The following is a 5,796-nucleotide window of genomic DNA, read 5'->3' as shown; positions in this document are numbered from 1 at the left end:
ATCTTCCGCAGAGCGCGTTGCAGCCCCAACCTCATGGCCGTCATCGCCAAAGCCATCCTCACTCTGGAGAGGCAACGCTGAAAGGGCTCACTGCTTCGATCATGGCGGTGTTGCGGGCGGAAAGGACGGGAAGCCCGACTTGGTTCAGCAGGTTGTGCGTGCCGACCACGTTCCGTGGCCTGCCCGGTGCGCCGTTCCGTACGGTCGGGCGGCCTGGCCGGCCGGCGCCTTTCATCCTTCAGTCCTTGGCGTGTGCCTGTTCCAGATCGCAGGTCTGCGGAAGATCGCGTTCACGGCGCATCGGGCTCATGGCCAGGATGAGCCAGCTGAGCGCGACGATTCCCGTCATGATCCACATGGCGGGCCGGTACCCGACGGCGCCGCCGAGCAGACCGCCGAGCAGGGCCCCGAGCGGAATGGTGCTGTGGTTGATCATCATGGCCGTCGCCACGACCCGGCCGAGCATGTGGGGCGGGCAGTAGGTCTGCCGGAAGCTGCCGACCACGATGTTGGCCACGGAGATGCCGATCCCCACGAGGAAGGCGCCCATCGCGAACAGCAGCAGTCCCGGACCGGTGGTGGTCATTGGCAGGAGCAGCGCGAAGGGCGCGGTGGCCACTTGCAGGAGGAGTAACCCGCGCCCGGCGCCGAACCGTCGGCTGACCCTGGTGGCCACCAGCGCGCCGACGATTCCGCCGGTGCTGCCGCTGGTCAGCAGTAGCCCGACCATGGCCGGGTTCAGTCCGACGGTGCGGACCAGGAACACGACCTGGACCGCCTGGTAGCCCATGAGTGCCATGTTGATCACGGCGCCCCAGGTGCCCATCGGCCGCAAGTACCGGTCCCGGCCTACGAAGCGGAGTCCTTCGGCGATCTGCTGTCGGAGGGGGGCGTGTTCCTCGTCGGGAGCGGGATCCGGCTCGATCACTCTGATCCGCTTCAGACAGATGGCGGAGATCAGGAACGTCACCGCGTCGGCCAGAAGCGCGGTGACCGCGCCGAATGTCTGGGCAAGTAGCCCCGCCGTCCCTGGCCCGGCGACCTGGGTGGCGGCCGCACTGCCCTGCAGCTTGGCGTTGCCCTCCATCAGGTCACAGCCGTCGAGCACGATCCGGATGTACGAGTGGTACGCGGTGTTGATGCATACTGCCGCGATGCCGCAGATCAGCGCGACGACGACCATGTGCTCAAGGGTGAGCGCGTCGAGCCACGCCGCCAGTGGGATGCTCACCAATTCCGCGGCGGAGACCAGATCGCACGCGATCATCAGTGGCCGTTTGCGTATCCGGTCCACCCACGCGCCGACCGGCAGGCCCACCAGCAGCCAGGGCAGCCACACCGCCGCGGCGAGCAGGCCAACTGCGATGGAGTTGGCGTCCAACACCACGACCGCGATCAGCGGCAAGGCCACCACGGTGATGCTGTTGCCCAGCCCGCTCACCGTCTCGCCCATCCAGAGCAGACGGAAATCCAGTTGGGCGAATACTCCCCAGCGGCTTCTGGGCCGGTCCGGTGTGTCATACATCGGGTCCACCCTCGGAATCATGCCGTGAGCTCTCGAGCCCTTCGAGCGGGCAGGGCTTCGGCGTAGTTGTGTGACGCCCGGTTCGTGGCAATCTGTCAGCTGGGCGGCGCTCTCGGAACGTGACAGGCACGGCTTCCAAGATCATGGAGTTCTCTACGCCCCGTGATCCGAGTGGAAGACCGTGCCTGCCGACGCATCATCGCTGATCCCGCCTGCCTTTGACCAACTCCGCGAGCATGGCGAGGCCGTGCCCGAGGACGTCCCGGGCCTGCTGGAGCGATTGGGCGAGGTGCCCGACCCGCGCGATCCGCGCGGTGTGCGGCACGCTCTGGTCGTCGTGCTCGCGCTGACCGCGTGCGCGGTGTTGGCCGGAGCGACCTCCCTGCTGGCGGTCGGCGAGTGGATCGCCGACGCTCCGTCCGCTGTCCTGGAACGCCTTGGCGTACGGCCCGATCCGGTGTTCCCAAAGCGGTGCCTGCCTGCGGAATCGACGGTGCGGCGGCTGCTGGGCCGCATCGACGGCGACGCGTTGGACCGGGCGGTGGGCCGCTGGCTGGCCGACCGGCGTTCCGGCGCCGACGGCCGGCTGCGCGGACTGGCGGTCGACGGCAAGAGCCTGCGCGGAGCGGCCAGGGCCGAGGGCCGGAAGATCCACCTGCTCGCCGCCTGCGACCACGTCCGCGGCCTGGTGATGGACCAGCTGGACGTGGGCGAGAAGACCAACGAGATCACCTGTTTCAAGCCGCTGCTGGAGACCGTCGCCGACCTGGCGGGCGTGGTCGTGACCAGCGACGCGATGCACACCCAGCGCGAGCACGCCGACTACCTGCTTGCCGGGGCGCGCACTACATCGTGATCGTGAAGGGGAATCAGAAGAAGCTCCGCAAGCAGCTCAAGTCGCTTCCGTGGAAGCAGATTCCGCTGCAGTCACGCACCCGTGACGCCGGGCACGGCCGGGGCGAGATCCGCCGGATCAAGGTGTGCACGGTGAACAACCTGCTCTTTCCCGGGGCCCGCCAGGCCGCCCAGCTCAAGCGCCGCCGGGTGGACCGCAGGACCGGGAGGATCAGCATCAAGACCGTCTACGCGGTCACCAGCCTCACTGCCGAGCAAGCCACGCCCGCCGAGCTCGCGAGCTTGATCCGTGACCACTGGAAGATCGAGGCCCTGCACCACGTCAGAGACGTGACGTTCGCCGAGGACGCCTCCCAGCTGCGGACCGGCGCCGCACCTCGCGCCATGGCCACCTGGCGCAATCTCGCCATCGGTGCTCTCCGCCTTGCAGGGAGCACCAACATCGCCGCCAGCCTGCGGCGCAACGCCCGCGACGCCGGCAGGCCGCTCGCCCTCCTGGGACTCACATGATCACGAAACGGACGGCGCATCACTTCGCCGAAGCCCTGAGCCCCTTCCAGCCCGGATTATTCCTCTTATCGGAAGACGCAACATCTTGCACTCTCCGCTTCGCGCGCCCGAGGCATGCGCCTGATCCGGACCGCCAGCCGCCCTGTACACCTGAACTCATGGCTGAGCGTCGTCGCTGCCAGAAGGAACTTCCCGGTTCTGCTTGGGAGTTGATCGAGCCGATCCCCAGCGACCGGCAGACCGGACGTTCGCTCCCCGGCGGCCTCCCTATGCGCTGGAACGGCTTGCGACCCTGCGGCCACTGAACGGCTCGCACCTTCCGAACACTGCGTCACCGAATGCAACAAACAGCGAAAGGAGACCTGAAGGATGTCTGGCAATAGCGTGTCCAACCCTGTGGGCCGGGCTTATCTGGGTGACGTGTTCATGCGTCATCCGCTGACGACGCAGAACCAGGAGGAGCTCGAGATCGCCTCCAAGGTCGACTTCGTTCTGCACCGGAACTCGAACGCGTTGAGGAGGACGCCCGAAGGAGGAGGAGATGCGATCACTCCTGTGGGGTTCTCCTTGAACGAGGTGCGGTACGGCGGATTCCCGCAAGAGGAAGATACGGCGCAGCAGCGCGGGTGGCGTGCCTACATGAACCTGGGTGTGCCGCTCATCGAAGAACAGAGCAACATCATTCAGCCTCCCCCTGACATGCTGTCCAAACAGACGTACGTCAACGCAACGGACCCCATCGAAATCACCGCGACCGACACGGTCGAATTCTCGATCTCGAACACGATCAGCTGGTCGCTCCAAGGGCAAGTGCAGCTCACGTTCGGGGCGAAGGCCACCGCATCGCTGCAGGAGCAGCTGCAGAAGAGCATGGCGCTGAACCAGTCCCAGAAGACCACGGCGAAGAACAGCAAGGACAACATCGGCGTGGACAACGAGTCACAGACGCAGGCGACCAGTACGACCACAGCGACGACTTCCGCCACCGGCACCGGGGAATTGTCTGCGCAGCTGATGCTCGGGGTCACCGCTTCCGTCAGCGGTTCGCTGACCACGTCGTGGAAGCACACGTCATCGCTCAGTCTCAAGGTGAGCAGCCGAGTGGACGTCATGGCGACCACGCGACGGCAGATCAGGAGGTTCGACTACGCGTTCCCTGTCACCTTCGGCGGGTGGGTCGCCTTGTACTACCCACGGCCCGTGCCCGTGCAGTGGACTCCTCCGCAGTCCCAGAAGCCGCAGTACTCCCAGGTCATCGCATGGCCGCTCGGCGAGCTGGCCGACAACAGCAACAACTTCGACATGGCGGACAAGGACAAGCGGTTCATGCAAAAGGGAGTGGCCGAAGTCGTCGCTGTCAAAGTCGGGGAACACCGAGTCTTCCAGCCCGAAGAGATCGATTTCGCGAGCCAGAAGCAACCCCTCTAGAAGAACTGATTCCGCTTCGACCGAGGAGATCAGGAGGGAAGGCCATGTCCTTCAAGAACGTATTCGACACCGGCGGCGGCGAAGCCGACTCCGCCAAAGAGTCGGCACAGGCGCTCCACAGTGATGCTCCTGGCGCCGGCGATGTCTCGGCGGATGTGTGTGATCTGGAGAGGGAGCGCGACCCGTGGCTCGTGCGCCAGACGGCGCACGGGGCGTTCGACGTGATGGGTTTCCTGAGCCCCTTCTTCCAGCAGTTCCAGGATGTGTCCGCTGCTCAGCGCCAGGTCTCGGAAGACCCCGGCTCCACGTCCTCCATGGCGTCGTCGGCCACGAAGGCGCTCGGGCCGCCCAAGGCGAACATCAGCGCCGAGGACATGCCCAACATGGAAGACCTGTCGAAGCTCATCGGCGACAGGAGGAGCTTCGCCCTGGTCGCAACGGGTCTGGGGGCGTCCGAAGGGCTCGCCGTGGCCCCGTCGCAGAACACGGCCTACGTCGCCGACCGCGACGGCCACAAGCTGTCCGCGGTGCAGCTCCCCACGGGCGCCCAGCGCGTGGTTGCAAGGGGCCTGGGCGACATCGGCGATGTGAAGGTGGACGGGACAGGAACGGCCTACACCACGGACTTCAGCGGTGCGCGTCTGCTCGCGGTGGACCTGTCCAGCGGCTCCTCCCGCACGGTCGCCAGCATCCCCGGTGCGTACGGCGTCGCGCTGGACGGGACCGGCACGGCCTATGTCGTCAACTGGAGCAACGGACAGCTGATCGCGGTCGACCTGCGCAGCGGAGAGAAGAGGACGGTCGCCAGCGGACTGCCAGGTGGTATCTCCGGCGTGGCGCTGGACGGGAAGGGCAAGGCATACGTCGGCCGGAAGGACGGCGGCGGCCAGCTGTACGAGGTCAGCCTGGCCGACGGCGACAACCGCATCGTGACCAGCCTTTCCGGGGCGAGCACCATCCGCGTGGAGCTCGACGGCGCCGGCAAGGCGTACACCCTCGACCATGTGGGCGGGCGCCTGTACGAGGTGACCCTGGCCGACGGCGCGCAGCGCGTCCTGGCCAGCGCTCTGGGGACGTGCGAAGGCCTCGCGCTGGACAGCGGCAACGGCCAGATCTTCGTCAGCAACCGTGAAGGACAGCTGTGGCAGATCTCCCAGCGTGCTGCCCAGGCCTTGGGAGGTGTCGGCAAGGTCGTGACCCAGGGGACGCCTGGTACCTGACGGCGGCGGAGGGCAACGGGCGAGGCCCTGGGACCGCGTGCGGGAGGTGTCTGGCGTTCCGGCACCACAACCTAGGGCCGGGTCAGTCGTACGTCGCCGACCGACCGTACCTGTCACAATGAGCGACCGGAGCGCGGTGTCAGTGAGCCTTTTCCAACCTGCGGCTGCAGCCTGGTAGTTGGGCTGACAACATGGTGAAGCCCCTGGTAGATGGGTTTTCGACCAAGAGAACCGTGTCCACCAGAGGCTTCACGTGCT

General features: G+C 66.5%; 5 protein-coding genes and 1 pseudogene. 5 read left to right on the top strand and 1 reads right to left on the bottom strand.

All coding sequences use genetic code 11. The features are described 5' to 3' along the window. Nucleotides 1–81, top strand: a pseudogene (locus ACWC2T_RS45475) (IS5/IS1182 family transposase); the annotation flags it as partial. A 157-nt stretch (nucleotides 82–238) separates the two neighbouring features. Here ACWC2T_RS45475 and ACWC2T_RS45470 read toward each other — a convergent pair. Continuing rightward, the gene (locus ACWC2T_RS45470; protein WP_450676158.1) at nucleotides 239–1,525 is read right to left on the bottom strand and encodes an MFS transporter; all 1,287 of its coding nucleotides are present in this window, start codon (nucleotides 1,523–1,525) and stop codon (nucleotides 239–241) included. A gap of 247 nt (nucleotides 1,526–1,772) precedes the next feature. On the opposite strand from ACWC2T_RS45470, the gene ACWC2T_RS45465 reads away from it, so the two are divergent. The 4 genes from ACWC2T_RS45465 to ACWC2T_RS45450 all read left to right on the top strand — a co-directional run bounded on the left by ACWC2T_RS45465 (nucleotide 1,773) and on the right by ACWC2T_RS45450 (nucleotide 5,538). Beyond that, nucleotides 1,773–2,381 carry an ISAs1 family transposase gene (locus tag ACWC2T_RS45465; RefSeq protein ID WP_450676157.1) on the top strand — a complete coding sequence of 203 codons (609 nt, stop codon included), beginning with the start codon at nucleotides 1,773–1,775 and terminating at the stop codon, nucleotides 2,379–2,381. A 2-nt stretch (nucleotides 2,382–2,383) separates the two neighbouring features. Next, entirely contained in the window at nucleotides 2,384–2,890 is a 507-nt protein-coding gene (locus ACWC2T_RS45460; RefSeq protein WP_450676156.1) for an ISAs1 family transposase, read from the top strand. Between the two features lie 369 nt (nucleotides 2,891–3,259). After that, complete coding sequence (locus ACWC2T_RS45455; RefSeq protein ID WP_450676155.1) at nucleotides 3,260–4,318, top strand: gluconolaconase; 1,059 nt, start codon at nucleotides 3,260–3,262, stop codon at nucleotides 4,316–4,318. Nucleotides 4,319–4,362: 44 nt separating this feature from the next. Next, on the top strand, nucleotides 4,363–5,538 hold the full coding sequence (locus ACWC2T_RS45450; protein ID WP_450676154.1) for a hypothetical protein: 1,176 nt from the start codon (nucleotides 4,363–4,365) through the stop codon (nucleotides 5,536–5,538). Nucleotides 5,539–5,796 lie beyond the last annotated feature (258 nt).

It is taken from the genome of Streptomyces sp. NPDC001393, assembly GCF_053597455.1.
This window is presented reverse-complemented; position numbering and strand designations above follow the sequence as displayed.